Origin of the sequence: Aeromonas sp. 600774, assembly GCF_049175075.1 — a bacterium.
GTDB lineage: Bacteria > Pseudomonadota > Gammaproteobacteria > Enterobacterales > Aeromonadaceae > Aeromonas > Aeromonas veronii_A.
Genome location: NZ_JAAKUJ010000005.1, coordinates 1 through 26,729 on the forward strand (window position 1 = coordinate 1; position 26,729 = coordinate 26,729).

General features: G+C 61.5%; 21 protein-coding genes and 1 tRNA gene. 14 read left to right on the plus strand and 8 right to left on the minus strand.

All coding sequences use genetic code 11. From position 1 onward, the window contains the following. Positions 1-163: 163 nt before the first annotated feature. Positions 164-240, minus strand: a tRNA-Met gene (locus tag G5171_RS06760). Between the two features lie 196 nt (positions 241-436). Between G5171_RS06760 and glgX the strand changes: the two genes are divergently transcribed. Then, entirely contained in the window at positions 437-2,500 is a 2,064-nt protein-coding gene (gene glgX / locus G5171_RS06765; protein ID WP_421244992.1) for a glycogen debranching protein GlgX, read from the plus strand. A 66-nt stretch (positions 2,501-2,566) separates the two neighbouring features. On the opposite strand, the gene G5171_RS06770 is transcribed toward glgX, so the two are convergent. The 3 genes from G5171_RS06770 to G5171_RS06780 form a co-directional block, all read right to left on the minus strand. Next, positions 2,567-3,286 carry a hypothetical protein gene (locus G5171_RS06770; protein WP_421244991.1) on the minus strand — a complete coding sequence of 240 codons (720 nt, stop codon included), beginning with the start codon at positions 3,284-3,286 and terminating at the stop codon, positions 2,567-2,569. Between the two features lie 201 nt (positions 3,287-3,487). Beyond that, positions 3,488-5,125 (minus strand): ATP-dependent endonuclease, encoded by a 1,638-nt coding sequence (locus tag G5171_RS06775; protein ID WP_421244990.1) that lies wholly within the window; start codon positions 5,123-5,125, stop codon positions 3,488-3,490. Positions 5,126-5,387: 262 nt separating this feature from the next. Further along, positions 5,388-6,266, minus strand: coding sequence for a helix-turn-helix domain-containing protein (locus tag G5171_RS06780; RefSeq protein ID WP_421259981.1), 879 nt, complete (start codon positions 6,264-6,266; stop codon positions 5,388-5,390). Between the two features lie 175 nt (positions 6,267-6,441). Here G5171_RS06780 and G5171_RS06785 point away from each other — a divergent pair, with 175 nt between their 5' ends. Beyond that, on the plus strand, positions 6,442-7,359 hold the full coding sequence (locus G5171_RS06785; protein ID WP_421244988.1) for a DMT family transporter: 918 nt from the start codon (positions 6,442-6,444) through the stop codon (positions 7,357-7,359). A 69-nt stretch (positions 7,360-7,428) separates the two neighbouring features. Further along, the gene (locus tag G5171_RS06790; RefSeq protein WP_421244987.1) at positions 7,429-8,295 is read left to right on the plus strand and encodes a LysR family transcriptional regulator; all 867 of its coding nucleotides are present in this window, start codon (positions 7,429-7,431) and stop codon (positions 8,293-8,295) included. Positions 8,296-8,371: 76 nt separating this feature from the next. Here G5171_RS06790 and G5171_RS06795 read toward each other — a convergent pair whose 3' ends face one another. From G5171_RS06795 to G5171_RS06810, 4 genes are all read right to left on the minus strand, one after another. Continuing rightward, positions 8,372-9,148, minus strand: coding sequence for a TSUP family transporter (locus G5171_RS06795; protein WP_005333472.1), 777 nt, complete (start codon positions 9,146-9,148; stop codon positions 8,372-8,374). Between the two features lie 203 nt (positions 9,149-9,351). Continuing rightward, the gene (locus tag G5171_RS06800) at positions 9,352-10,107 is read right to left on the minus strand and encodes a tRNA-uridine aminocarboxypropyltransferase (protein WP_005346055.1); all 756 of its coding nucleotides are present in this window, start codon (positions 10,105-10,107) and stop codon (positions 9,352-9,354) included. 174 nt (positions 10,108-10,281) lie between these two features. Further along, the gene (locus G5171_RS06805) at positions 10,282-11,493 is read right to left on the minus strand and encodes an ROK family transcriptional regulator (RefSeq protein ID WP_005346056.1); all 1,212 of its coding nucleotides are present in this window, start codon (positions 11,491-11,493) and stop codon (positions 10,282-10,284) included. 130 nt (positions 11,494-11,623) lie between these two features. Continuing rightward, the gene (locus tag G5171_RS06810; protein WP_005346058.1) at positions 11,624-13,291 is read right to left on the minus strand and encodes a methyl-accepting chemotaxis protein; all 1,668 of its coding nucleotides are present in this window, start codon (positions 13,289-13,291) and stop codon (positions 11,624-11,626) included. Between the two features lie 123 nt (positions 13,292-13,414). Here G5171_RS06810 and G5171_RS06815 point away from each other — a divergent pair, with 123 nt between their 5' ends. The 11 genes from G5171_RS06815 to nrfF all read left to right on the plus strand — a co-directional run bounded on the left by G5171_RS06815 (position 13,415) and on the right by nrfF (position 26,651). Then, positions 13,415-13,870 carry a YchJ family protein gene (locus G5171_RS06815; RefSeq protein ID WP_421259982.1) on the plus strand — a complete coding sequence of 152 codons (456 nt, stop codon included), beginning with the start codon at positions 13,415-13,417 and terminating at the stop codon, positions 13,868-13,870. Between the two features lie 242 nt (positions 13,871-14,112). Then, the gene (gene glpA / locus G5171_RS06820; protein WP_421244984.1) at positions 14,113-15,786 is read left to right on the plus strand and encodes an anaerobic glycerol-3-phosphate dehydrogenase subunit A; all 1,674 of its coding nucleotides are present in this window, start codon (positions 14,113-14,115) and stop codon (positions 15,784-15,786) included. Next, complete coding sequence (glpB, locus tag G5171_RS06825; RefSeq protein WP_421244983.1) at positions 15,776-17,041, plus strand: glycerol-3-phosphate dehydrogenase subunit GlpB; 1,266 nt, start codon at positions 15,776-15,778, stop codon at positions 17,039-17,041. The genes glpA and glpB overlap by 11 nt, the downstream gene beginning before the upstream one ends. A 51-nt stretch (positions 17,042-17,092) precedes the next feature. Further along, positions 17,093-18,295 carry an anaerobic glycerol-3-phosphate dehydrogenase subunit GlpC gene (gene glpC, locus G5171_RS06830; protein WP_421244982.1) on the plus strand — a complete coding sequence of 401 codons (1,203 nt, stop codon included), beginning with the start codon at positions 17,093-17,095 and terminating at the stop codon, positions 18,293-18,295. Positions 18,296-18,916: 621 nt separating this feature from the next. Then, positions 18,917-20,362, plus strand: coding sequence for an ammonia-forming nitrite reductase cytochrome c552 subunit (gene nrfA, locus G5171_RS06835; protein WP_421259983.1), 1,446 nt, complete (start codon positions 18,917-18,919; stop codon positions 20,360-20,362). A 53-nt stretch (positions 20,363-20,415) separates the two neighbouring features. After that, entirely contained in the window at positions 20,416-21,015 is a 600-nt protein-coding gene (gene nrfB / locus G5171_RS06840) for a cytochrome c nitrite reductase pentaheme subunit (RefSeq protein ID WP_421259984.1), read from the plus strand. Further along, positions 21,012-21,692 (plus strand): cytochrome c nitrite reductase Fe-S protein, encoded by a 681-nt coding sequence (nrfC, locus tag G5171_RS06845; RefSeq protein WP_421259985.1) that lies wholly within the window; start codon positions 21,012-21,014, stop codon positions 21,690-21,692. Before nrfB ends, nrfC begins: the two co-directional genes overlap by 4 nt. Before the next feature lie 87 nt (positions 21,693-21,779). Continuing rightward, positions 21,780-22,733: a cytochrome c nitrite reductase subunit NrfD gene (nrfD, locus tag G5171_RS06850; protein WP_421259986.1), complete on the plus strand. Its 954-nt coding sequence runs from the start codon at positions 21,780-21,782 to the stop codon at positions 22,731-22,733. A gap of 173 nt (positions 22,734-22,906) precedes the next feature. Further along, positions 22,907-24,868, plus strand: coding sequence for a heme lyase NrfEFG subunit NrfE (nrfE, locus tag G5171_RS06855; RefSeq protein WP_421259987.1), 1,962 nt, complete (start codon positions 22,907-22,909; stop codon positions 24,866-24,868). Then, entirely contained in the window at positions 24,865-25,464 is a 600-nt protein-coding gene (locus G5171_RS06860) for a DsbE family thiol:disulfide interchange protein (RefSeq protein WP_421244977.1), read from the plus strand. The genes nrfE and G5171_RS06860 overlap by 4 nt, the downstream gene beginning before the upstream one ends. Beyond that, positions 25,461-26,651: a heme lyase NrfEFG subunit NrfF gene (nrfF, locus tag G5171_RS06865; RefSeq protein WP_421244976.1), complete on the plus strand. Its 1,191-nt coding sequence runs from the start codon at positions 25,461-25,463 to the stop codon at positions 26,649-26,651. Before G5171_RS06860 ends, nrfF begins: the two co-directional genes overlap by 4 nt. Positions 26,652-26,729: the final 78 nt, after the last annotated feature.

Here is a 26,729-nt window from a genome sequence, read left to right on the forward strand (position 1 = left end):
GGGGCCGGATTTGAACCGACGACCTTCGGGTTATGAGCCCGACGAGCTACCGAGCTGCTCCACCCCGCGTCCGAATTTTTCTCGAAGTGGCCGAGCAGTAGCCAGTTCGATTTATCCTTTTCCACCAACCGGTGACACCGGCTTGACTGGTCAGGATCTCAGATGGTTGCGGGGGCCAGATTTGAACTGACGACCTTCGGGTTATGAGCCCGACGAGCTACCGGGCTGCTCCACCCCGCGTCTGAGGTCGCCAATAATAGGCGCCAGCGCACAGATTGCAAGTAAATATCTCAAAAAAAGTTTATTCGTAGATTAATCGGACAAATAGTGCGGTCATTAGCAGCATCATGCTGTTTTTTCAGGCAATCGAGTCCTTGCCAGGCATCCGGCACTACACTCAATGAGGTGAACACTCCTCATTTTGGGTAGGTAGAATATGCGCATCTCCGCCGGTCACTGCCGTCAGTTGGGGGCCACACCCGACAGTAACGGCGTCAACTTTGCGATCTGGGCACGCCTCGCCAGCCGGGTCGAACTGCTGCTCTTCGCAAGCGCAGACGATGCGACCCCCGAGGTGATCCCCCTCTCCCCGCGCCTTAACCGCACCGCCTACTACTGGCATATCCATGTGGAGGGGATCTCGGTCGGGCAACGTTACGCCTATCGCATTCAGGGCCCGTGGCGCCCATATGGCGGCACCCGCTTCGATGCCGAGAAGGTGTTGCTCGACCCTTACGGCCGCAGCATCGAGCTTGGCGCCAATTACGATCGATGGGCGGCGGCCCGTCCAGGCAGCAATCTGGCTTGTTGCGCCAAGAACAAGGTGGTCGATACTCGCCACTACGACTGGGAAGGAGACAAACTGCCCGCTCACTCCCTCTCCCGCTCGGTGATCTACGAGCTGCATCTGGGGGGCTTTACCAAGTCCCCGAGCTCCGGGGTCGATCCGGCGCTGCGTGGCACCTATCTCGGGCTGATTGAGAAGATCCCCTATCTGCAATCTCTCGGCGTCACCGCCGTCGAGCTGCTGCCAGTGTTCCAGTTCGATCCTCAGGATGCGCCCAAAGGACTCTCCAACTACTGGGGTTACAGCCCCATGTCCTTTTTCGCCCCCCACGCCCAATACGCCCGCGGCGATGATCCATTGACCGAATTTCGCGACATGGTCAAGGCGCTGCACAAGGCCAATATCGAGGTGATCCTGGACGTGGTTTACAACCACACCGCCGAAGGGGGAGATGATGGCCCCACCTTCTCGTTTCGCGGCATCGACAACGAGGCCTACTACATCCTCGACAACAACCAGAAGGACACCAACTATTCGGGCTGCGGCAATACCTTCAACGGCGCCCATCCGGTGGTGCTGCGGATGATCATGGACAGCCTCCACTTCTGGCGTCAGGAGATGCACGTCGATGGCTTCAGGTTTGATCTTGCAGCCATCCTGTCGCGGGACGAATCGGGTCAGCCCCAAGCCAATGCCCCGACCCTGCGTACCATAGATACCGACCCCAAGATTGCCGATATCAAGTTGATCGCCGAAGCCTGGGATGCGGGGGGACTCTATCAGGTGGGGTCACTGGCCGGCGCCCGCTGGCGTGAGTGGAACGGCCAGTTCAGGGACGACGTACGCCGGTTTCTGCGCGGGGATGACAACAGCGTCACCGCCTTTGTCGAGCGGCTCTGCGGCAGTCCCGACATCTACCACTATCACCACGCAGATCCCGAGAAGAGTATCAATTTCGTCACCTGCCACGACGGCTTTACCCTGTGGGACTGGGCCAGCTACAACAACAAGCATAACGAGGCCAACGGTGAGCAGAACCGCGATGGCTGTGATCACAACTTCAGCTGGAACCACGGCCATGAAGGGGTAACGGAAGATCCCCAGATCAACGCCCTGCGCACGCGCCAGGCCAAAAACATGATGGTGGCAACCCTGTTATCGGTGGGATCCCCGATGCTGTTGATGGGGGATGAACTGCTGCGCACCCAGCACGGCAACAACAACGGTTACTGTCAGGACAACCCGACCTGCTGGATGGATTGGCAACCAACTCCCCGCAGCCAGGAGATGTTCCGCTTTATGAAGGAGCTGATCCAATATCGCAAACACCTGTTCCAACGCCCGGAGCAGGAGAGCATGCCGCTGTCGCTCACCGAGATCCTGCGGCACAGCGAGATCTGTTGGCACGGCGTCAATGCCATGCAGCCAGACCTCAGTCCCCACTCCCATGCTATCGCCATGTCGGCCCTGTCGAGCGAAACCAAGCTGGCACTCTATGTACTGTTCAACGCATACTGGGAGCCCCTCACCTTCAACCTGCCCAGCCCCCCCAAGGGAGTCGGCGGCTACTGGCGGCGGATCCTCGATACCGCCCTCCCCTCGCCGCAAGATATCTGCACCTTCGGCATGCCGCTGGAAGGGTTGACCAGAGAGTATCTCGCCCAGCCACGCAGCAGTTGCCTGTTTATCTGCGGGGCCGATGACTTCTATTGATTCTCGGAGTCAGATATGAAAAAGCCCCGGACCTTGGCTCGGGGCTTTCTCTTTTCAGCGCCAGTGTCAGATCAGCTGGTGCAACACGCTGGTAGCGGCGATCTGGGCGATCAGCAGGCCACACAGGGAGGTGGAGACCACCACTGGCGCGGTATCACGCTGCAAGTAGAGCGGGCTGAACCAGAGCAGCAGAGAGGCCACCAGCAACGCAGCCTGTGTCACCACCGCCGGGATCAAAGCATCGAGATTGGCTTCAGCCCCTTGCCAGCCCACCAGCACGGCCAGCCAGACAAGGCTGGCCATGGCGCCCGCCAGCGCAGCCAGCGGCAGCAAGGTATTGAACGCAGTGAGGCGATGACGGGCTCGCAGCAACATCAGGTGGGCAAACGCCGCCCCCAGCATCGCCATCTGCAGCAGACCGCTCACCCAGCCCTGCAGTTGCAGCAGCCCGACGCCATACACAGCGAGGGGCAACGCCGGTAACCAGAGCAGCGTCGAGGGGACTGAACGTTTGCCTTCCAGCCGGGATTGGGCGAGCGAGAGGCCGATCCCCGACACCAGCGCAATACCACCACTCCAGATGAGCCAGCTGGCCGCCTTGGCCTCCACCGCCAGCATCAAAGAGAGAGCGGTAATAACCCAGATGGAGAAGAGCTGCTGACTGATCCGCGAACGCTGGCCGGGGCAGAGATCACCGCGCCACAGCACGATGCCAAGGGCGATCAGCGCGCCGAGCGCCATCAGTCCGGTGAGGGGAAAGAGCCAAAAAGGGAGTTGGACGAACATGATGCCTCCAGCAGCAAGGATTCGAAGTGCGCCAGCGGGGCGCCAGAGAAGAGTGGGCGAGTATACCCAAACCTGCGGCTATCCCCAATCGTGACAAACGATCAGGGGCAAACAATCCGGGGCAATTTCCGCCAGCACAGCCCACCTTGAAGGGCGCCCTGCTGGCAGCCATGCCCATAGTGACGGGATGCGGCGCCGGATTCAGCCCTGACCGCGGGCCAGCGCCACCACCCGGGCAAACATCTGGCGGATCACCGGCGGAATATGGTCGGCACCTAGCCGCTCAGCCTCTTCCACCACCGCCAGCGCCATCCCCGGCTTGCTGCGGTGATGGATCGCCTTGTTGATGATGTGGCTGGCGCTCCACATGGCGCGCCCACCCACCCCGGCCTCGCGCCGGAACACCGCCTCAAAGCCGTTGTGATAGAGGTAGTGCTCGATGTCGGCGGCAGGGAGCTGGGTCAAGCGATCCCGCTCCCGCTCGCCCTTGAGCTGACCGCGGGCCGAGGCGGCATACTTGAGCCCCGCCTCGTCGCCATCGGTGAGCAGGTGCCACTCGATGCCAAAATCCCGCGCCACCTTGATGAGCGGCGACTGGCCGCACTGGGCAAACTCGATGATCCGCACCCCTTCGGCCCGCAAGCTGTAGCCGCAGATCTGGGCCAGCTCGGAGAGCAACCAGATTTCGGTCTCCCCCTCCACCAGCAGCCAGCAACGGGCAAATAGCGACATCGGGCGGTTGATCCGCACATGGAAGGCGATCTTGCGCAGATCGTCGCTGCTGTAGCGCTCGCCCCCCAGCTGGTGACAGAGGATATCCTGCTGCCGACGCACCAGTCGTCGTACCTGATTGAGCGGCAGTGAAGAAAGCAAGTCCCCCGAGTTGGTGGTGAGCAGCTTCTGGCCCGGCAGTTGTTCCAGCAGCCCCCACGCCAGCGCCAGCATGGTGGGGTGCAGGCGGCTCTCGGGATCTTCGAGGATCATGATGGGGCGAGCCCCCTCCTCCAGCTCGCGATTGCCTCGCGCCTGCAGCAGGGTCGCCGCCATCCCGGCCATCGCCAGTTGCAGGGTGCGGTTATCGGCATGGCGCAGCAGGGTGTGCAGGTTGCCAGGATTGCGCAGCGTCATGGGACGATTGATGATGTCACGCTGGCTGCGCGGTTTGTTCTTGATGGGGGCCAGAGCGTTGAAATAGTGATCCATCAGCTGGCGCACTGCCTGCAATGCTTCTTTGAGCTCCGGCTCGCCGATACGCTGGGGCTCATCGATCAGCTTGTCGGCCAGTTCACTGAGTCTGTGCTCCGAGAGGTCTCCCCACTGCAAGGTTTCCACCCCGTTGCGAGCACTGCGAGCATCCCGCAGCCGGAACACCGGGTTCATGGTGATCAGCAGGCTGACCAGCTCGTGAGAATTGGCAATAGGCAGACTCTTTCCAACCCCATCGAGAAAGTCGTGAATGGTGAGTACCGAGCCATCCGCTTGCAGCTCGGCGCTGGCACGATAGTGGATACGATGAAACTTGTCCTTGTGCAGCACCCAGGAAGCGCCCAGGCGAGCCAGGCGACGGGAGTGCTGGCACATTTGTGGCCTGTGTTCACTGAAGGTGAGCACCAGTTGCAGATGACGCGAAGGAGCCAGTTCGGGATCTTCCGGTTGGTGAAAATCATCGGTGGTGAACTGATAGGGCTCGGCATTCTGCCCCAGCAGACACCAGAGGGCGCGCAACAGGCTCGACTTGCCCCAGGTATTCTCGCCGATCAGTACTGTGGTGTGATCCAGCCCGAGCGAAAGACGATTTATACCGCGAAAACCTTTTACTTCAATACGTTCCAGAAACATCCAGCAATGTCCACGTCACTCAGATTGAACAATAGTGGCAAAGTTACCGGAAAAATCCTATCGGCAGCCGGGCTTTTTCAACGTGAACTGTGAGGCACTGCAGGTTCGGGAGGGGTAACAACAGCGGTGCGATCTTGCGGGGCATTCCAGTGGCTAAACCAAAGATGACGGGTACGAATTTGACGTTTGCGATAATTCAATGGGCATTCCTTTCAATGGATGAGTGGTAGAGAGTACACCTCTTTTGCCCAAAGTCTCAGGCTTATCTGTGACGGGAAGATGACAATTGTGCCCGCCACTGCCCCGGCGTCAAACCAAACGCCTCGCGAAAACGATTGCCGAAATGGGCCTGGGAAGAGAAGCCACACTGACTGGCGATGCTGGCCAGCGGCTCGGGGCCAGCCAACAGCTGCTTGGCCCGTTTGAGCCGTAGCCCCAGCAAATAACGGTGGGGCGGGCAGCCGAGACTCTGGCCGAACATGCGGGCGAAGTGGTACTCGCTCAACCCAGCCTGCTGAGCCAGCTCTGCCAGCGTGACCGAGTCGGCCAGATGGGCCTGCAGATACTCCTGCACCCGTTTGATAACCACGGGCGCCAGCCCGCCGCGTAGAGGCGGCAAACCGGGAGCCTCCTTGGTGTGGTGGCGGTAGGCGTGGAGGATCAACATCCAGGCGCCGTGGGAGAGTGCCAGCCGATCGACCCCGTGCTGCCACTGAAGCTGCATCAACTGGCGCTGCACCAGTCTGGCCGCCTGCGGATCGTCGATAAAGGTCTTGTCCACCAGTTGCAGGTGGCGCCCCTCCTTGTCACACGCCTCCTCGGCAATACGGGTGAGGTGAGCCGGGGTGAAGTAGAGATGAAAGAAGCGAAACTCTTCGCGCACCAGCCACTCGGATCTGTGGTGATCCGGCATGATGCACACCTTGCCGGTGCCGCCGTGGCCACCCGGCCCATCGAGTCGCTCGGTCTGCTCGCCTCCTTGCAGATACACGCTCAGGGTGTGGTGGCCCGGCTTGTGATAGCGGGTCTGGTCATAGCAGTTGCGCCAACTGGCGACGCCAAGCCCGGGTTCAAGCCAGCAGGCGTCCTCCAGCCGGGCGCCGGTGCTGACCAGTGCGTCAAATACCCCTGCTGTTTTCATTCGCCCCTGCCAACTGTTCTGGAAATGTGTACGGGTTATCCCGCAGCCATCCATCTTACCGACCACGCCCGCAGATGACAGCGTGTGACGATGAAAAACCGCAAGATGGTGCAATCCAGCCATCAGGACCCGCCCCATAGTGGGTCATACCTCTCACTGACTCACCGGAACTGTGATGAACCTGATGCTCTATCTCGCCACCGTGCTTATCTGGGGCAGCACCTGGATTGCCATCGCCTGGCAACTTGGCCCCATCCCCATCGAGGTGTCGGTGCTCTACCGCTTCCTGCTGGCAGCGGTGGCACTGTTTGCCCTGCTCACCGCCAGCGGCCGCTTTCCACGCCTCCCCTTGCACGGCCAGCGTTACGCCGCGTTGCTCGGAGCCCTGCTCTTTTCCACCAACTTTCTCTGCTTCTACCACGCCACCCGTTACATCCCGAGCGGCATGTCGGCGGTGATCTTCGCCAGTGCCAGCATCTTCAACGGTCTCAACCTCTGGCTGTTCGAGCGCAAGCGCCCCACCCTGCGCTGGCTGCAAGGCTCCTTGCTGGGGCTCTTTGGCACCCTGTTACTGTTCTGGCCGGTGCTGGCAAATGCGCAACTGGGTACAAACGGCTGGAAGGGGCTGCTGCTCGCCTGTTGCGGCACCCTCTGCTTTTCGCTGGGCAATCTGGTCTCGGCCCGGGGCCAGCGCCACGGCTACCACGTACTGCAACTGGTGCCCTGGGGCATGGTTTACGGCGTGGTGCTGTTGCTGGGCTGGGTCACATTGCTCGGGCAGCAACTGATGGTGCCAACCGATGGCCACTATCTGGCGGCCATGGTCTACCTCGCCCTGTTTGGCTCGGTGATCGCCTTTACCGCCTATCTGACGCTGGTGGGGCGCATCGGTGCCAGCAAGGCCTCCTACGCCACCGTGCTCTTTCCGCTGGTGGCGCTTACCCTCTCCACCTTCTATGAAGGCTTTGTCTGGCAGCCGGTCTCGGTGGCTGGAGTAGTGATCAGCCTCATCGGCAATCTGGTGATCTTCGCGCCGCCCTTGAGCGAGTGGCGCATTCGACCGGCCAAGGCAGCAAACGACCCTTGCTCCTGAGCCAGTCAGCCCCTAAGGTAGCGCTGATCAATCTGTGACGATCCTGATGGCGATAAACAAGGGGGCGAGATGTTACTGGAAGGGCTGGAGACGCTGAGCCTGCTGGCGAGTGAAGGGACCATGGCCAAGGTGGCCAGTCGCCTCTATATCAGCCAGTCGGCGGTGAGCAAGCGGATTGCCCAGCTGGAGCTGCGCCTTGGCAAGAAGCTGATCGAGCCGGAGGGGCGCCAGATCCGCCTCACCCCGCAGGCAAAGGAGCTGCTGGAACGAGTGGCCCCGAGTCTGGCCGAGATGAAAGGAGTGCTGGCCGATAGCCAGGATCTGGCGGATCAGAGCCCCCTCCCCATCGCCTGCTCCGAAACCCTGCTGGCAGGCTACCTCGCCCACTTTATGCGCGACTATCTGGAGCGCGATCCCCACCTTGCCCTCTCCACCCACCATACGCCGGTCATTCTGGCGCGGGTGCGCAGCGGTGATGCCCTGCTCGGCATCTGCGCCGGTCGGCTCCCTCCCGGCCATGGCCTCGGCGCCGATCTGCTGCTTGAGGAGCCCTTCTATCTGGTTGGCGAGGAGCAGCAGAGCCTGCCGCCAGCCAGCGCAGAAAGCAGGTGCAAGATCCTCACTATGGATCTGGAGAACCCCTCCAACCGCTACCTGCGCGAACCGCTGGCTGATTTGGGGCTGGAACCCGCCATGGAGCTCGACTCCTATCTGGCGCTCATCGAACTCGCCAAGGCAGGTATTGGCCCTGTGCTGCTCCCCGCTGGCCTGCTGGGACTGGTGGGAAAACAGGGGGAGATGGCACGCCAACTGCTCGGGCTGGGCCGTCCCCTGCATCTGGTCTACCGGCCAAACAGCCTAAAGCGCGAGCGGATCGCCAGGCTGGTTAGCGCCCTGCACCAACACTTTCGCCACCGCAGCGACTTACCACGTTAGCTCTGTAAAACACCAGATATGACAACGGGGCCCGAGGGCCCCGTAAACATCTGATTTGTCACACAGTCGCCACAACTCAGATCCAGGCAAACAGCTCGGGATACTGGCTCCACACCAGCTTGGCGGACATCAGCAGGGAGACGGTCACCAGCAGCGGCTTGATCAGCTTCACACCTTTTTTCAGCACCATTTTGGAGCCGAAGCGGGCGCCGATAAACTGCCCCAGCGCCATGCAGAAGCCGACACTCCACACCACCTTGCCACCGAGCGCAAAGAACAGCAGGGAGGCGATATTCGAGGTGAAGTTGAGCAGCTTGGTATGGGCGGTGGCGCGCGCCATGCCAAAGCCCGCCAGCGCCACGAAACCAATGGCAAAAAACGAACCTGTGCCGGGCCCGAAGAAGCCGTCATAAAAGCCGACACCGCCCCCTACCAGCAGCGCAAACAGCATGGGGGTGAGACGACGGGAGCTCTCGGCATCGCTTACCCGCGGCGAGAAGTAGAAGTAGCAGGCAAAGGCCATCAGCAGGAAAGGGAGCAGACGCTCGAGAATGGCAGCGTCTATGGTCTGCACCGCCAGCGTGCCGATAGCCGCACCGATAAAGGTGCAGATCACCGCAGGCCAGATCATGGCCCACTCCAGCAACCCCTTGCGGGCATAGAACCAGGTGGCGGAGAAGGAGCCAAAACTGCTCTGCAGCTTGTTGGTGCCGAGCACCAGCGCGGGGGGCATGCCGGTGGCCAGCAGAGCAGGCACCGTCAGCAGACCACCGCCACCGGCGATGGCATCGATAAAGCCGGCAACAAGCGCCACACCGAACAGGGCAAACAGGGTAACCAGTTCCAATTCCATCCATAGACCTCTCGAGAGTGGGTTGCCCGAAGGATCGAGCAACCGGAGCTAACCAAAGCGACGTTGTGCGGGGGGCTGCACAGGCTGTTCGCTATCCTAGCGGGCCACTGACCATGAATCTAACGAAACAGTGGCAGACAATTGATTCCTGATTTTCATTAATTAGAACGGGCACGCCCCTGGCCCAACCCTCAAAGTGTCCGTTAGCAAGCCGGTGAAGCGACGTTCGCTTCCTTGATGGCCGACAGCGCTTCACAGAGATGATCCTCATCGGCACCGGGGAAACGGCTGACCCGACCGGCCATGTAGCGGCTGCTGAACAAGTTGAACCAGTGCTGCAAGGCCTGCCCCGCCTTGAGCTCTCCCGCCACTTCCAGCACACAGGCCGCCACTTCGGCGGTGCAGAGGTGCTCGTCGCAGTTGGCGACCCGCATGCCGTAGGTGGAGAGCGCATCGGGTTTGATGGCGAGCACCGGAAAACCGTCCAGATAGGGGCTCTTGTTGAACATCTTGCGCGCCTCCGGCCAGGTGCCGTCGAGCAGGATAAAGAGCGGCTTTTTGCCGGGTGCCAGCGTCACCTCGCCGGTCAGGCGGGCAGGCTCCTTCTCGCAAGCGGGAAAGACTACATAGGGCTGCCAGACAGGATCGGCCAGCAGTGCCAGCAGCTCGGAATGGGGCTGGGTACGTGACCAGAGAAACGCCCAGGTAGTGTCCGGCAACACATCGGCAATGAGGCGACCGGTGTTGGAGGGTTTCATCGGCTCACTGTCATACATCAGCAGGCAGAAACCTGCCTCTGCTTTGAGTTCGGGGCGCCACTCGCAGGCACACCAATCCTCGCGCAGCTGACAGGCCGGACAGCGGGCCAGAGTGCCGCCACGGGCAAGAAACGGTCGGGTAGAGATACTCTTGCGCCAGGCCCGCAGGCGGTTGACGGCGTGATCAGGAACAGGCTTCATCTAGGTTCACAACTGGAGTCAAAACAGGAACGGCAGCGGTGCCAACATGTCACGGCGCCACAGGGCGCGATAACAGGGGGACTGCCGGAAAAGCGCAAGATTGTACCGAGTTACGCGCTGGCGGAACAGCAATCCCTGCCCTTTTCGCCAGACACTGCGCCAACTCCTCTTGTCTTACGACTCCTGACAGCTGCGCAGCAGCTCCAGCAACAGGCTGCCATCGCGCAGCGCCTTGTGCACCTGCACCGAGGTGGGCTTGGTGGGATCTTCGTAGAAGTGGGTGGATTCAATCTGCAGCCGAACCAGATATTCGGCGGGCAACTGGCTCGCCAGCGACTGGTGCAGCATGGGGAACAGCAGCCGATCGGCACGGGTGATCTCGCCCCCCAGCAGCAGCTTGCCCGGATTGAGCAGGCAGATGAGGTTGGATAGCACCTTGGAGAGGCGGCCCGCCGCCTGATGGAGAATATCCTGACAGAGGCTGTTGCCCGCCAGCGCCAGCTCGCACAGCTCGCGGATGGTAACGCTCTCGGGCAAGTCGTGCTCCTGCATCCGCTCGCGCAGATCCCGGTATTGCGCCTCCAGCGCCTGATTGGTCACCAGGGTACAGGCGCAGCCAAAGCCGCCGCAGTAGCAGCGCTGGCCATAGGGCTCGAGCTGCAGGTGGCTAAGATCACCGAGCAGCGCATTCTCGCTCTCGATAAGCTGGCCATTGACCACCATGCCAACCCCGATGTCGTTGTGGACAAACACCAGCACCGCATCGGCGCAATTTTTGGCGGCCCCCCACTCCCGCTCTGCCTGGATCCAGGTGCGCACATCACCACTTACCAGCACAGGTACCGAGAACACCTCCTGCAAGGTCGGCCCCAACGGCCAGTTGCGCAGATCATAGAAGGGGAAATGTTTGACCATACCGGAGTGACGCTCTACCTGTCCGGGTAGACAGAGAGCGATACAGGCCAGATTGAGAGACTTTTTCGGCAAGAACCCCTGGATCGCATGTACTAAGCTGCCCAGCAGGTCGTTACGCTCAAGCTCGGTAAAGAGGTGGCGATGGCGAGCCAGCGAGCGACCGGAGAAGTCAAACAGCGCCATATCCACGTAGCCACGGCCAAGACGCATGGAGAGAAACTGGAAGCGGCGCTCGTTAATACGCAGCAGGGTCTGACGACGGCCGCGCCCCACCGAACTTTCACCACAGGTGACCACCAGACCCCCATCGAGCAGTTCCCTGGTGATCTTGGTGATACTGGCTGGCGAGAGGCCGGTCAGGCGGGAGAGATCGGTGCGCGACAGCTCCTTGTGCTCCTCCAGACTGGCATAGACCAGGCCATAGTTGAGCTGACGGATCAAATCGATACTGCCTTTCACGATCTCATTCATAGGGTATGGATTAAGGGCTGAAACTGGGGCCACCGATTTTCACACATTATTGCTCGATCCCCAAATAAAGCGCGGTCTGAACCGGGGTTCAGACCGCATTGTTGAGTGAATATCACCGAGATGGTCGGGCTCAATAACGGAACTGGGAGACCAGTTTGCGCAATTTGTCACCGGTATTGGCCAGATCGCGGGTGGTGCTATTGGACTCCATGGCTGCATCGGTCAGCTCGCTGACTATTTGCTGAATGGCTACCAGGTTCTTGTTGATCTCCTCCGACACCGCGTGCTGCTCTTCGGCAGCGGTAGCGATCTGAATATTCATGTCGTTGATGGTACTGACCGCCATCACCATGCTGTCGAGGGAGCTGGCAATATGGCTCGCCTCCTGCACTGTCTCCTGACTGCGATCCTCGCTCGCCTGCATCACATCCACCGCCTGCTTCACCCCCCCTTGCAAGCGCTGGAGCATCTCATTGATCTCCTTGGTGCTCTGCTGGGTACGACCGGCCAGCGAACGCACCTCGTCCGCCACCACCGCAAAACCGCGGCCCTGCTCACCGGCGCGGGCAGCCTCGATCGCCGCATTCAGCGCCAACAGGTTGGTCTGTTCGGCAATGCCGCGAATAACCTCGACCACAGAACCAATCTTGGCGGTCTCTTGGGCCAACTGTGCGATGACGCCAGCCGCGGTATGCACCTCCCCCACCAGTCGGTTGATGCTGTTGATAGCCGTGCTGACCACACCACGAGCGGCGTCCGATTCACGGGCTGCATCACTGGTTGCCGTCGCCGCGTTGGAGGCACTGGCAGCCACCTCTTGGGCGGTGGAGCTCATCTCGGTCACCGCAGTCACCACCTGATCGGTCTCCCGGCTATGACCATGCATCTGCTTGTCGTAGTGCTCACTCAGATGGTGCAGCTTGTCAACGGCGGTGAAGAGATGGTTACTGGTCTCGCCAACCTGACTCACTACCGACTGGATCCGCTCGACAAAGCGGTTGAAGGCGCTAGCCAGTTGCCCGATCTCATCGTCACTCTGCACCTTGAGCCGCTGGGTCAGATCCCCGTCTCCATTGGCAATATCGTTCAATGCCAACACGGCATCTGCCAGCGGCTTGGTGACTCGATTTCCCACGATCACAGTCGCCGCCAGTGTAATACCGAGGATCAGCAAGATCACCAGCACACTGCTCTGCAGCGACGCGTGCATATTGCTCTCGCGCTCTGCCCGCAGGGCGGCCAGATCGTTGTCGATATCATCGATATAGAAACCGGTACCGATGACCCACTGATACTTGTCCAGCACCATGTTGAAGGCCAGCTTGGGGGCATCGCGACCGATAGAGGGTTTGGCCGTCCAGTACTCGGAGAAGCCATCCCCCTGACGGGCCACCTTGATGATGTCCTGGATCAGCAACTTGCCCTTGGCATCCTTGTCGTTCCAGCGGTTTTTCCCTTCCAGCTCGGCACGCACCGGAAGCAATACAGTGTTCCCCTCAAAGTCATAGACAAAGAAGTAGCCATCGCTGCTGTAACGCAGTGGCCTGAGCAACTCTTTGACCTTCTGCCGATTCTCCGGTGAATCCGGCAGTGCATAAACGGCATCAATGGCGGTTTTGGCCATCATGATGTAACTGCTGAGCAGCGCCTTGCGCTCCTTGATGGCATCTTCCCTCGCCACCACCAGCTCAGACTCCAGAGCGCTTTTGGAGACCATGTAGTTACTTAGGTTGACCACCAGGGCCATCAGCAGTACGGGGACTGCACCCAGTAACAGGATTTTCTGTTTTAGCGTCATCTTTCACATCCTTGCAGCTGTTTTTATTGGAATTCCTAGCCTACTCATCAGTATAGGTGCTGGTAGGGCTAGCCCAGCTTTCGTTACAATTCCCTTAAACAAATCGGCCAGAACATGAAAATCATGAATCTTTGTCCTTGCGGCTCAACCCTTTCTCTCGAACTGTGCTGCGGTTCACTTCACCGCGGCGCGCCCGCCCAAACTCCCGTGCAGCTGATGCGCTCGCGCTACAGCGCTTTTGTGCTCGGTCTGGGGGAGTATCTGGTCCATAGCTGGCACCCGGCCCACCTTGGCGGCCTCACCGGCGAAGAGCTCTCTCGCATCGACACCCGCTGGGACGGTCTCGAGATCATCGCCAGCCAGGGCGACCCGGAGGATGAATCCGGAATGGTGGAGTTCAAAGCCTGGTTTCTGGAGGGGAATGAGCGCCACTGCCTCCATGAGCGCTCCCGCTTCGTGCGTTATCAGGGGCGCTGGGTCTACACCGAAGGGGAGATCGATCCCCTTCCGCCCAAAACCGGCCGCAACGATCCCTGCCCCTGTGGCAGCGGCAAAAAGCACAAGAAGTGCTGCGGCTGACCCATAACACACCCACCAGACTCGTCAAACAGTGACAAGGGGCATCCGATGCCCCTTTTTTGTGCCTGTTATTCGCCAGCTGCCCATAAACCGATGCGATAACAAGCGTGACAAATGTCACACAATGCTCATTAACGCGCGGGGAAATGAGCGCTTGCGAACGCAAATTTGGCCCATATCAAACATTTCCACTCAGAAGTAGGCCACACTGGCCTCATCTGGAAGAGATGAGACGGGCAACAATGAAAAGAATAACTACACAAGTCGTCATCATAGGCGGCGGTGCCACAGGGGCCGGCATCATGCGCGATTGCGCACTGCGCGGTATCGACTGCATCCTGCTCGAGCGCGATGATATCGCCGCCGGCACCACCGGCCGCAACCACGGCCTGCTCCACTCCGGTGCCCGCTACGCGGTGACGGATCAGGAGTCAGCTCGCGAATGCATCCAGGAAAACCGCATCCTCAAGCGGATTGCCAGCCACTGTGTCGAAGACACCGGCGGCCTCTTCCTCACCCTGCCGGAAGATGACATCAATTTCCAAACCACCTTTATGGATGCCTGCGCCCTGGCCGGGATCGAAACCCGTCAGCTCGATCCCCGCGAAGCCTTGTGTATGGAGCCCAACGCCAACCCGGCAATGATCGGCGCCATCCACGTCCCGGATGGCACGGTCGATCCATTCCGCCTCGCCGCGGCCAACGTGCTGGACGCCAAAGAGCACGGCGCGCGCATCTTTACCCACTGCAAGGTGCTGGGGCTGTTGCGCACGCAAGATCGGGTGCACGGGGTCAAGGCGATCAATACCCGCACCGGCGAAGCGTTCGAGGTGGAGTGTCAGGAGGTGATCAACGCCGCCGGCATCTGGGGCCAGCAAATTTGCGAATACGCCGATCTCGGCATCCGCATGTTCCCGGCCAAGGGCTCCCTGCTCATCATGGATTACCGCATCAACCAGCTGGTGCTCAACCGTGCTCGCAAACCGGCGGATGCGGACATTCTGGTGCCGGGCGACACCATCTCCCTCATCGGCACCACCTCGAGTCGCATCGATTACAACAAGATTGACCAGCTCACCGTCGAACCCGAAGAGGTCGAAGTGTTGCTGCGCGAAGGTATCAAGCTTGCTCCCATCATGGCCCGCACCCGTCTGCTGCGCGCCTACGCCGGGGTACGCCCGCTGGTGGCGGTGGACGGTGACGACACCGGCCGCAACATCAGCCGCGGTATCGTGCTGCTGGATCACGCCGAGCGTGACGGCCTCAAGGGCTTCAACACCATCACCGGCGGCAAGCTGATGACCTATCGCCTGATGGCCGAATGGGCCACCGATCTGCTGGCCAAGAAGCTCGGTAACAGCAAACCCTGCCAGACCGCCGAGCTGAGCCTGCCCGGCTCGCGGGATCCGGAAAAGGTCTCCGCTCCCGGTCTCTCGGTGCCGGTCGAAGGCTCCGCCCAGTACCGCCACGGCGAGCGGGTCATCGCCTTCTTCCGTGACAATCCCAAGGCCAACGCCCTGATCTGCGAGTGCGAAATGGTCACCGCGGGCGAAATCGAATACGCCCTGCGCGAGCTGGATGTGGACAACCTCATCGATCTGCGCCGCCGCACCCGTCTGGGGATGGGGCCCTGTCAGGGCGAGCTCTGTGCCTATCGCGCCGCCGGCCTGATGCAGGAGTATGGCAAGGCGGACGGTCGTCAGGCCTGCGTCATGCTGCGCCAGTTCCTCGAGGAGCGTTACAAGGGAACCCGCCCCGTCCTGTGGGGTGATGCCCTGCGCGAGGCCGAGTTCACCTACTGGATCTACGAAGGGCTGTTTGGCCTGGGGGAATGGACGGCGCCACAGCTGGTCGCCGATACCCCACGCGACCCAACCAGCGAGACCACTCACAAGGAGAGCCGTCATGAAGTTTGACAATATCGTTATCGGCGGTGGCATGGCGGGACTCTCAGCTGCCCTGCGGCTGGTGGAGGCAGGACAGAAGACCCTGCTGATGGCCTCAGGCCAGAGTGCCCTGCACTTCTCCTCTGGCTCGGTCGACCTGCTGGAGAGCGAGGGGGATCCCCGCGCCGCCCTGCCCGCCTTTATGGCGGCCCATCCGGATCACCCCTACTGCAAAGTCGGAATGCAGAATATCGAAGCGAGCCTGGCCGATCTGCAGCGCCACTGCGCCGAGCAGGGATTGCCGCTGGTTCGCCACGACACCAATCACCAGCGCCTGACCCCCATCGGTACCCTCAAACGTACCTGGCTCTCCCCCGATACTTGTGCCTGTGTCACCGATGCGCCGATCCCGGACATGCTGCTGCTGGCCACCCTCGAGGGCTTTCGCGACTTTCATCCGGCACTGGCGGCCGCCAATCTGGCGACCCATCCCCGCTTTGCCCACTGCCGCATTCTGACCGGCGAAATCCGCCTGCCCCAGCTGGCGGAATTCAGCCGCAATCCCCACGAGTTTCGCTCCGCCGATATCGCGCGCCTCTGTGACAAACACCATCTGGTAGCGGACCTGGCCCGCGAGATCAGCCGCATGGTGCAGGAGAGTGGCGAACCGGGCTGCAGCCATATCGTGCTGCCCGCCTGCCTGTCGCTGGGGCTGGTTGGCCCGCGTCTGGCGGAGCTGGAGCAGCGTACCGGCTGCACCATCAAGGAGGTGGCGACCATGCCGCCATCACTGATCGGGATGCGGATGCAGGAAGCCCTCAAGCGCCGCTTTATGGCCCTTGGCGGCACCTTCCTCACCAGCGAGCGGGTGCTGGGCGCCCGTTACGAGGGTGATCGGGTGGTCGGCGTACATACCCAGAATGGCGATGATCAACTGTTCGAGGCGGACAACTTCGTGCTCGCCTCCGGCAGCTTCTTTAGTCGCGGGCTGGAGTCCCGTCTGCGTGGCATTCGCGAGCCCATCTTCGATGCCGATGTGCTGAGTCTGGAGGAGCGCGATGCCTGGGCCGGTCGTCGCCTGTTTGACCATCACCCCTTTATGGGATTCGGGGTCAAGACCGACGACCAGCTCAGAGTGCTGCGCGGCGGCAAGCCGCTCACCAACCTCTATGGCGCGGGCAGTGTCTTGGCCCATTACGACCCCATTAAAGAGGGCTCAGGCTCTGGCGTTGCCGTTGCTACCGGCTGGCAGGCTGCCGGCCATATTCTGGGCGCGGCCCAATGATTACTTTGTCCCATATCCCGTGCCTTCACACCCTACGGGAGGAGAACTGACATGCTACTGGATCACGCCAACCAAACTTTCGATCAGTGCATCAAATGCACCGTCTGTACCGCCTACTGCCCGGTGGCCAAGGCCAACCCCGCCTACCCCGGCCCGAAACAGGCGGGCCCGGATGGCGAGCGCCTGCGGATCAAGAGCCCGGAGCTGTTTGACAGCGCTCTCAAGCACTGCACCAACTGCAAGCGCTGCGAAGTAGCCTGCCCGAGCGGGGTGCGCATCGGTGACATCATTGCCAAAGCCAAACACCAGTACAGCGGTTTCAAACCGGGGATCCGCGAGTTCGTGCTCTCCCACACCGATCTGATGGGTAGCATGTCTACCCTGATGGCGCCGGTGGTCAACTTCGCCACCGGCCTCAAGCCGATGAAACTGGTGCTGGACAAGGCGCTGGGGGTCTCCTCCCACCGCGATCTGCCCAAATACTCCCAGGGCACCTTCCGCGGCTGGTACAAGAAGCAAAAAGAATCTCAGGCCCGCTTTGCGCGCCAGATAGCCTACTTCCACGGCTGCTACGTCAACTACAACCACCCGCAGCTTGGCAAGGAGCTGGTGCAGGTGCTCAACGCCATGAACATCGGCGTGCAGTTGCTGGAGCGGGAGAAGTGCTGCGGCGTACCGCTCATTGCCAACGGCTTCATGGACAAGGCCAAGCAGCAGGCGGCCTTTAATATCAAGCAGATGGAGAACTCCCTGCTGGGCAATGAGATGCCGCTGCTGGCCACCTCCTCCACCTGTGGCTTCACCCTGCGGGACGAATACCCCCACCTGCTGGAGCAGGACAACCACAAGGTGCGGGATCGCATCTCCCTGGTAACCCGCTTCCTGTGGAACGAGTTCTACAAGGGCAACAAACCGGCGATGAAGCCGCTCAATCTGCACATCGCCTACCACACCCCCTGCCACATGGAGAAGATGGGCGGCGTCATCTATACCCTTGAGCTGCTGCGCGCCATCCCCGGAGTCAAGGTGACCGTGCTGGACTCCCAGTGCTGCGGTATCGCCGGCACCTACGGCTTCAAGTCGGAGAACTACCAGACCAGCCAGACCATCGGCGAAGGGCTGTTTGATCAAATCAACCGCCTGGCCCCCGATCTGGTGATCACCGATTGCGAGACCTGTAAATGGCAGATCGAGATGAGCACAAGCTTCCGCTGTGAACATCCAATCCACCTGCTGGCTCGGGCTCTGGCATAAGATGAGCGTGACCATATCCGCTGGTGTAAACCCCGAAGCCGGGGTGTTCGTTGGTTAAGCCCCATGCCTTGGGGCTGCAACCCAAACAGTATCTGATCACGATAAGAGCTGAGAGGAGCCGGCATTGCCGGCTTCTCTCATTGATGTTGCCGACCATCTCGCCCATCGGCGGAACGCCCGGCCCGTACAGACTGTAACCGACAGTCCTCTCAAAAAGAATATTTATTCACTTATTATTTTTATACCCATAAATAGATAATTGATATGACAGATAACTATGAATGCCTTGCCAGATAACGCAGGCATACCTCAGGTGTCGCTCCGTCCCGCCACAGAGACTCATTGCACTTCCAATATTCTGACTTTCTTAATAATTTAACCGGGATCTCATTTCTATCTGTTGGCGCTCTCGGTAATTGATCTAGCGCAAGCCCCCCTCTGATAAATCATCATTCTTTTTACCCATTTGGTAATATCAAGCTTGAGCAATCGCATAAAAACATGGGTTTTATTCACTAATAACAATGAAGCGGCCTGCCTGCTCCTGCTTGGCGGGGGCGAACCAATGCCCACATCCAGGATGGAACGGTCAGGTCTGGCAATGAGATCGATTAGGGAGTGATGATCGTGAGTTCACGCAACAGACAGATCAAGCTGGGCCTCGCCGCCCTGCTGCTGACCACCTGCCTTGGCACCAGCGGCTGGGTACAGGCGACCGACGAGGCACAACCCAAGGGCAAGATTGAGGCGCGCAGCGAGCTGTTCGCCAAGGATCACGCCGATCAGTTCAGCAGCTGGAAGGCGACCGGCGAGAGCCGCGAGCGCACCGATGCCCTGGCCGAGGACCCCAACATGGTGGTGCTCTGGGCCGGCTACCCCTTCTCCAAGGATTACAACAAGCCGCGCGGCCACTTCTATGCGCTGACCGACGTGCGGGAAACCCTGCGTACCGGCGCCCCCAAGACAGCCGAAGATGGCCCGCTGCCGATGGCCTGCTGGAGCTGCAAAGGCCCGGATGTGGCCCGCGTCATCGACGAGCAGGGTGAGGATGGCTACTTCAAGGGGATGTGGGCCAAGGGCGGGCCGGAAGTAGTCAACACCATCGGCTGCGCCGACTGCCACGACACTGCCTCGAAGGAGTTCAAGGAGGGCAAACCTGCCCTGCACCTCTCCCGTCCCTATGCCGAGCGGGCCATGACCGCCATCGGCAAGCCGTTCAAGGATCAGGGACGCTTTGATCAGCAGTCCCAGGTGTGCGGCCAGTGCCACGTGGAATACTACTTCAGCGGCCCCACCAAGGCGGTCAAATTCCCCTGGGACAAGGGCACCACGGTGGAGCAGATGGAGGCCTATTACGATGAAATCGGCTTTGCCGACTGGACTCATGCCCTCTCCAAAACCCCCATGCTGAAAGCCCAGCACCCCGAGTACGAAACCTGGCGCGCCGGCATTCACGGCCAGAACAACGTCGCCTGTGTCGATTGCCACATGCCCAAGGTGCAGAACGAGCAGGGCAAGGTCTACACGGATCACAAGGTGGGGAACCCCTTCGATCGTTTCGAGCAGACCTGCCGCAACTGCCACACCCAGAGCAAGGAGATGCTGCAAGGGATCGTCAAGCAGCGCAAAGAGGCGGTGATCGAGACCAAGCTGAAGGTCGAGAAGCAGCTGGTACACGCCCACTTTGAAGCCAAGGCGGCCTGGGATGCCGGCGCCACCGAGGCAGAGATGAAGGATATTCTGCAGGACATCCGTCACGCCCAGTGGCGCTGGGACTACGCCATCGCCTCCCACGGGGTGCAGATGCACGCCCCCGAAGTGGCCCTCAAGGTACTTGGCAGCGCGCTGGATAAAGCCGCTGACGCCCGCACCAAGCTGGCTCGCCTGTTGGCCAGCAAGGGGATCAGCCACGAAATCGCCATCCCCGACATCTCCACCAAGGAGAAAGCGCAAGCGGCCCTTGGCATGGATATGAAGCAGTTCAACAGCGACAAGGCCCAGTTCCTCAAGACCACGGTCCCCGCCTGGGATGCCGAGGCCAAAGCGGCCGGACGGCTGGCACAGTAACGGCGCCTGCGGGCCCGGCGCCAAGTCGGACCCGCAGCGGATGGAGGTTTCCTATGGGTGATTTAACGATGGATTTCTTACGACTGATGCTGATGGCAGCCATGCTGCTCACCAGCCTGCAGGGTCAGGCGGCCGAGCCGGCAGCTGCCCCTGTTCCAGCTACACATGAGGTGGAATTTCTACGCAGTGCCGACAAGGCCTGCACCGACTGTCACAAGGAGCAGAGCGAAGGGATGCACGGCAAGCATGGTCAGGCGACTAATCCCAACAACCTTAAACCGGTGACCTGCACCAACTGCCACGGCCAGCCCTCCCCTCAGCACAGGGAAGGGGTCAAAGATGTGATGCGCTTTAGCCACAGCCTGAAGGATAAAGAAAGCATCAAGCTTTATCCCATCAGCGAGCAGAACGGGGTCTGCATGAGCTGCCACGAGCCCAAAGTGCTTCGCGAGGCGCTCTGGGCCCACGACGTGCACGCCACGAAGCTCACCTGCACCAGCTGCCACCAGCTGCATCCGGTCAAGGAGCCCATGGTGGGGCTCCCGGAAAAATCCCGCATCAAGCTCTGCGTCGACTGCCACAGCAAGCAGCATGAGGCCAGCAAGGCCCGGCAGGAGCAGTCCAAATCGGCTACCGGCAAGGAGGCATCATGAGCTGCTCTCGCCGTGACTTTATGGCGGGCATGGGCGCAGGGGCCCTTATCATGATGACGGGGCCGACTCGCTCCCTTGCCACCCCCCTCGCCCACAGCCAGACCATCGACGGGATCCGCTATGGCATGATCCACGATGAGACGGCCTGCATCGGCTGCACCGCTTGCATGGATGCCTGCCGGGAAGTGAACAAAGTGCCGGAAGGGGTCTCGCGCCTCGAGATCATCCGCTCAGGCCCCATCGGGGAATTTCCCGACGCCGAGTACCGCTTCTTTCGCAAGTCCTGCCAGCACTGTGACAACGCTCCCTGCGTACACGTCTGCCCGACCGGTGCCTCCCATATCCGCAAGGAGGATGGCATCGTCGACGTCAACCCGGATCTCTGCGTCGGCTGCATGTACTGTCTGGCCGCCTGCCCCTATCAGGTGCGCTTTATCAACCCTGTGACCAAGGTTGCCGATAAGTGCGACTTTTGCCGCAAGACCAACCTGGCGGCGGGCAAGGAGCCGGCGTGCGTGGAATCCTGCCCCACCAAGGCGCTGGTGTTCGGCAATCTGGATGACCCGGACAGCCCTATCGCCAAACGGCTGGTGAAGGAGACCACCTATCGCTACAAGCAGGCACTCGGCACCTCGCCCAAGATGTACCGTGTGCCCAAAGGGGAGATAAAGTCATGACCATGCAAGAGGCGTTTCACTTCCCCTCCCTTGTCTGGGGATTTGTCCGATCGCCATCTACCGCAGTAACAGAAGGAGGAATGGATCATGTTGCATGACGCATTTCACTTCTCCTCGCTGGTGTGGGACTGGCCAATCGCTATCTATCTCTTTCTGCTCGGCATCTCCGCCGGAGCCACCACCCTCTCGGTGCTGCTGCGCCGCAAGGGGGCAGGCAGCGAGAGCGGCATCATCAAGGCGACCGCCATTCTGGCGCCAGCGAGCGTGATATTGGGGCTGCTGATCCTTATCTTCCATCTGGCACGCCCCTGGACCTTCTGGAAGCTGATGTTCCACTACCAGTTCGACTCAGTGATGTCGATGGGGGTCATGCTGTTTCAGCTCTATATGGCGGTGCTGTTCGCCTGGCTGGCGGTGGTGTTTCGCGCCGAGATCGAAACCCTGCGCCACCGGTTGCTGAAAGAGAAGTTCGCTTTTGTGGATGGGCTGATTGGCTGGCTTGCCCGCATCGAGCGGCTGCTGGCCCCGCTGTTGCTGCTGCTCGCCGTGCTGCTGGGGGCCTACACCGGCTTTCTGCTCTCGGCGCTCAAGACCTATCCGCTCTTGAACAACCCGGTGCTGCCAGTGCTGTTTCTGGTCTCGGGCATCAGCTCCGGCATCGCCTCCACCATCTTGCTGGCGGTGACGCTCTTCAAGGAGAACCACCACAGCCAGGGGGTGAGCTTTGTCCATCGCTTCGAGCGACCCGTGCTGGCGGTGGAGGTGCTGCTGCTGGTCTGCTTCTTTACCGGCCTCTACTTCGGTGGCGGCCAGAAAGAGGTGGCGATGTGGGCGGCCATCGGCAGCGGCTTCTGGGCTCAGGTGTTCTGGCTCGGGGTGGTGGGCATCGGCATGTTGCTGCCCCAGTTGCTGGCCCTGTTGGCTCCCGCGCCGCTGCGGGCCAAAAACGGCTATCTGGTGCTGGTCTGCAGCCTGACCCTGGTGGGGATCCTGCTGCTGCGCTACTTCGTGCTCTATGCCGGCCAGATGACAGTAATTTAAAGGCATGACCACCAGCGCCAGCCGCCCTCCGGTGACTGGCGCTGATTTGTTGCTGGCCCAATGAATTTCTGGTGATGCCACACCCGTTGCTTGGCAATGTTTTTCCCCAAAGGAAGACGACGCGGCGTGTGTGGCATGACATGAATGACATCAAAGATTGAAACGGAGGTTGTGTGCTGGCAGAGCTCGGCTATCTCTCACTGTTGCTGGCGACCGGACTCGCCCTGCTGCAAGGGCTGCTGCCCTGGCTGGGCCTGCGGCTCGCCTCACGCCCGCTGCTCGGCTGCGCAGCACCGCTGGCCCTCCTGGTCGCCCTCCTGCTCGGGGCCGCCCTGCTGCTGCTCGCCGGCTGTTTTGGCCTCGATGATTTCACCCTGGTCTATGTGGCCCAGCACGCCAACAGCGCCCTGCCCCTTGGCTTCAAACTGGCGGCTGTGTGGGGCGGTCACGAGGGCTCCATGCTCTTCTTCGTCTTTGCGCTGGGGCTGTGGGGTGCGCTGGTGGCCCTTTGCTCCAGGCGGGTCGATCCGCTGATCACAACCCGGGTACTGGCCATCATGGGGCTGATCGTCGGGTTGTTCGGCGTCTATACCCTGATCTTCTCCAGCCCGTTTGACCGCCAATTTCCGGGGCCGCTGGAGGGGCGCGATCTCAACCCAATGCTGCAGGATATCGGCCTCATCATCCACCCGCCCCTGCTCTATCTCGGCTATGTCGGCTTTGCAGTCAACTTCGCCTTCGCCATGGCGGCGCTGCACTCGGATCGGCTTGATGGCGCCGTGGCCCACTGGAGCCGCCCCTGGGCGCTCGGCTCCTGGGTGTTTCTCACCGCCGGTATCGTGCTGGGTTCCTGGTGGGCCTACTACGAGCTCGGCTGGGGCGGCTGGTGGTTCTGGGATCCGGTGGAAAATGCCTCTCTCTTGCCCTGGCTGCTCGGCACCGCCCTGCTGCATGCCCTGGTGGTGTGCGAGAAGCGCGGCGCTTACGGCCACGCCGTGTTGCTGCTCTCCATCTTTACCTTTTCGCTGAGCCTGCTCGGCACCTTCGTGGTGCGCTCGGGGGTGCTCACCTCGGTGCACGCCTTTGCGGTGGACCCCAGCCGCGGCCTCACCCTCTTGTTGCTGCTCGGCTTGCTATTGACCTGCGCCCTCACCCTGTTTGCCCTGCGGGCGGACATTCGCGCCCCCTACGCCCGCTTTGGCTTGCTGTCAAAAGAGGGGCTGCTCGGCGCCGCCATCCTGCTGCTCTGCGTGGCCTGCGCCAGCGTGCTGCTCGGCACCTTCTACCCCATGGTGTTCCAATCGCTCCATCTGGGCTCGCTCTCGGTGGGCGCCCCCTATTTCAATACCATCTTCGTGCCGCTGGCCCTCTGCCTGATGGCGCTGATGACCCAGCTGCCGCGCCTGCGCTGGCAGCATCTGGCGGCCCAGCGCCGCATCAAGGTGCTGCTCCCATGCCTGTTCGGCCTGCTGGGGGGCGCCTTGCTGAGCCTCGCCTATCCAGAGCCGCTGCGGGCAAGCTGGCTGGGGCTCGCGGCCAACGTGCTCAGCCTCTGGCTGATGGCCAGCCTGCTGCTCCCGCTCTTGCAACCGACGTCGCTGCGCGAGATCACCCTCAATCGGTTCGGCAGCCTGCTGGCCCACCTCGGGGTGGCGGTGTGCGCCCTCGGCATCGCGCAGGTGAGTCACCACAGCCAGGAGGGGGGCGCCGTACTCGCCGCCGACAAGCCCTATCGGCTCGGCGCCTTCGAGTTTCGCTATGAGGGGAGCGAGCCGATCATCGGCCCCAACTACACCGCCGAGCGCATCACGCTTAGCGTGCATAAGGACGGTAAAGAGGTGGCCAGGCTCACCCCAGAGCGACGTCACTACAGTGTGCGCACCATGAACATGAACGAACCCGGCATCGCGTGGGGAATGCTTGGCGATCTCTACGTGGTGCTTGGCGAGAAGATGGGACCCGGCGCCTATGCCATGCGGCTGCACTACAAGCCGCTGGTGCGCTGGATCTGGCTCGGTGGCCTGTTGATGATGGCGGGCGGTGCCCTGCGCCTGCTTGCCCGCCGGCCGCTGCTGGCTAACCATCCTGCGCCAGCTGCCGCCCCCTATCCCCAGCTTGAACAGGAGACCTTATGAACGCCCGTCTGCGCCTGTTCGTGCCACTCCTGCTCACCCTGGGGCTCGGTGCCCTGCTCTGGCTCGGCCTTGGCAACAACCCCTACAGCCAGGATGAGGCCGTCGCCGGGCGCACCCTGCCTGCCTGGCAGAGTGACGATCTGTTTGGTGGCGCCCCCATCCACACCGCGGCGCTCAAGGGCGAACCCTTCGTGCTCAACGTCTGGGCCAGCTGGTGCCCCAACTGCCGCGCCGAGCATCCGCTGCTGGGTGAGCTTGCGGGCTCCGTGCCCCTTTACGGCCTCAACTACCGGGACAAGGGGGACCCCGCCCGCGCCTGGCTTATCCAGGCGGGCAACCCCTATCGCGCCGTGCTGGCCGACCCCGACGGCCGACTCGCACTGGAGCTCGGCGTCTACGGCACGCCGGAGACCTATCTCTTCGCCGGCGACGGCACCCTGCTGACCCGCCACACGGGTGAGCTCACCCGGGAGATCTGGCAACGCCAGTTTGCCCCCCTGCTTGCAAAGGCCCGCAGCAACAGCGCCAGCCAGCCCGAAGTGGAAAGAGCAGTGGAGAGAGAAGTAAAGAGACAAGTGCAGGAGAGCAAGCCATGAGCCGCCTCGGCCACGCCCTGATCGCGCCGCTCTTGCTGGCCTTGAGCTTCGGGGCCCTTGCCAGCGGGGTCGATACCTATCAGTTTCGCCACCCCGAGCTACAAAATCGGGCGCAAGAGCTGGCCCGCGCCCTGCGCTGCCCCCAGTGCCAGAACCAGAATCTGGTGGAATCCAACTCCCCCATCGCCCGGGATCTGCGGCTCGAGGTCTACCGCTGGGTGGACGAGGGGCAGTCTGATGAGCAGGTGATCGCCCGCATGACGGAGCGCTTCGGCGATTTCGTCCGCTACGATCCCCCCTTCAAGCGCAACACGGCGCTGCTGTGGGGCGGCCCCGCCCTCTTGCTGTTGCTGGCGCTCCATCGCCTGCGCAGAAGCCTGCATCGCCAGCAACCGGCGCGGGTACCGCTTATTGGCGACAGAGCCGAGGGGATGCTCGCCCACGACCCCAGGGCCGAGCTGAACCGGCTGATCATGGCCGAGCAGCAGGCGGGGCTTGCACCCCACAGTCGCCTCTACCGGGAGCTGGAGCTGGCCCGCCTCGCCAACACCACCCCAACCGCCGAGCAGGCCCTGCGCGAGCGACTGGCCAAGGATCGCACCGCCCGTCCGCTGCCCTGGCTGCGGTCATGGATACTGCTTGGAGCCCTGTTGCTGGCGCTGATGGCGGGCATTTATGCCGGCACCGGCCGCTATCAGGCGTGGCAGGCTTATCAGTCGCGCCCCGATCCGCTGGCGGGATTGAGCCCGCGGGATCTGCAGGACAAGGAGCTTGGCGCCCTGCACCAGCGCCTGCAAACCAACCCCGCCGATCTCGACAGCTGGGCGGCGCTCGGCCAGCTCTATCTCTATCGGGGCGAATATGACAACGCTCTGCTCGCCTACCAGCGCCTTGCTCTGCTGGAGGGGGGCGCCAGCGCGGCGACCCAGGCCGCGCAAGCCACCGTGCTCTACTATCAGGCTGGCCAGCAGCTGACTCCCGAGGCAACCCGCCTGCTGGAGAGCGCCCTCAAGCAGGACGCGGGAGAAGTGAGCGCCCTGATGCTGCTCGCCTCCGATCACTTCCTGCATGGTCGCTACAGTCAGGCCATTGCGCTGTGGCAGCAACTGCTCGATGGCGAGCGCCCTCGCATCAACCGGGCTGCACTGATCGAGGCGATCCAGACGGCAAGCATAATGAGCGGGTAACCCCTTGATTGAAGGAGGGTAATCGTGGTGATATGGCGCCGCGACCACGCAAGTGGCTCAGCACTCTCTTTCAATAGA